This is a genomic window from Methylobacterium crusticola, from assembly GCF_003574465.1.
Classification (GTDB): Bacteria; Pseudomonadota; Alphaproteobacteria; order Rhizobiales; family Beijerinckiaceae; genus Methylobacterium; species Methylobacterium crusticola.
Window position 1 is genome coordinate 1 of sequence record NZ_KZ984692.1, and the last position, 1,671, is coordinate 1,671.

General features: G+C 74.3%; 1 protein-coding gene and 1 pseudogene. Both read left to right on the forward strand.

Annotated features, from left to right (window positions below; genetic code table 11):
* Nucleotides 1–309: 309 nt before the first annotated feature.
* A partial coding sequence (locus DT057_RS36670) for a DNA methyltransferase (protein ID WP_276469422.1) occupies nucleotides 310–713 on the forward strand: 404 nt, incomplete at its 3' end.
* 1 nt (nucleotide 714) lies between these two features.
* A pseudogene (locus DT057_RS05970) lies at nucleotides 715–1,470 on the forward strand (DNA methyltransferase); the annotation flags it as partial.
* Nucleotides 1,471–1,671: the final 201 nt, after the last annotated feature.

The window sequence follows — 1,671 nt, forward strand, 5'->3', positions numbered from 1 at the left end:
CCCGCGCCGCGGGCGGCCGGGCGGGAGCCCCGCCGGGCCGGCGCCGCCGCGGCTCCGGGGCCCGTCGGCCGGCGCGCCCGGACGCGCCCGGATCACGACGACGTCCCGGGCCTGCACCGTCGAGTGCAGTATTGCACCCGCGAGCGCGCCGGGCGGACAGGGGATTTCATTAACGAATCCGAGCGCGCGAGCGGGCGTTAGGCAAAAACTGCAGCCCCAATTCGAGACGCGGTTTGTGGCTGAACGCAACGCGACCTTTACCGTAGTGCGGCCATGGTCGCCTTGTCAGTCGCGTAACCGGTGTTCGCCATGGCTTCCCCGCGTACCGCGGTCGCCGGCGCCGCCGCCCGGAATCAAGTCTCGCGTACCGGGCGGATTGCGCCGGCGCCGCGGATGGGTCTCGTCACCCCCGCTCAGCGCCTTCCCGTCGACCAAGTCATCCTCGGCGACTGCGTCGCCGCCCTCGAGCGGCTGCCGCCGTCGAGCGTGGACCTCGTCTTCGCCGACCCGCCCTACAACCTCCAGCTCGGGGCGGCCTCGCTGCTGCGCCCGGACCAGAGCGCCGTCGACGCGGTCGACGATGACTGGGACCAGTTCGCCAGCTTCGAGGCCTACGACGCCTTCACGCGCGCCTGGCTCCAGGCCTGCCGCCGCGTGATGAAGCCGAGCGCCACGCTCTGGGTCATCGGCTCGTACCACAACATCTTCCGGGTNATCCTCAACGACGTCGTTTGGCGCAAGGCCAACCCGATGCCGAATTTCCGCGGCAAGCGCTTCACAAACGCGCACGAGACCCTGATCTGGGCCTCCCGCAGCGCGCAGAAGGGCTACACCTTCCACTACGAGGCGCTGAAGGGGGGCAACGACGACCTCCAGATGCGCTCGGACTGGTTCATCCCGCTCTGCACCGGCGAGGAGCGCCTGAAGGGCGCCGACGGGCGCAAGGTCCACCCGACCCAGAAGCCGGAGGCCCTCCTCGCCCGCACCATCCTGTCGGCCTCGAACCCGGGCGACGTGGTGCTCGACCCGTTCTTCGGCACCGGCACGACCGGGGCCGTGGCCAAGCGCCTCGGCCGGCACTTCATCGGCATCGAGCGCGAGCCCGTCTACGCGGAGGCCGCCCGGGCCCGCATCGCCGCCGTCGAGCCGCTCTCGACCGCGGCCCTCCTGACGGCGCCGACCCGGCGCGCCGAGCCGCGGGTGCCGTTCCTGACGCTGATCGAGGCCGGCCACGTGCGGGCCGGCGAGACGCTGACCGACGAGCGCCGCCGCCACAAGGCCCTGGTGCGCCCGGACGGCACCCTCGGGATCGGCCCGGCCTCGGGCTCCATCCACAAGATCGGCGCCCTCGTCCAGGGCCTGCCCGCCTGCAACGGCTGGACCTACTGGCACGTCGAGCGCGCCGGCCGCCTGGTCTCGATCGACCGCTTCCGGGGCGAGATCCGGGCCGGGATGGGCTCGGCCGCCTGAGGCCGGCGGGCCTTCCGCGCGGCGCCCGCGCCGGTCGACAAGGCCGGCGCGGGGCCGGGGCGAACCTCCGGCTCCCCGCGCGGCCCCTCAGCGCTCCTTCGGCCGGCCGCGCCCGCCCGCCTTGACAACCGGCGCGGCGGCGGCCGGCCGGCGCGAGAGCACCTTGGGCAGGGGCGCGCGCCGCGGCGGCGGCTCGGGGGC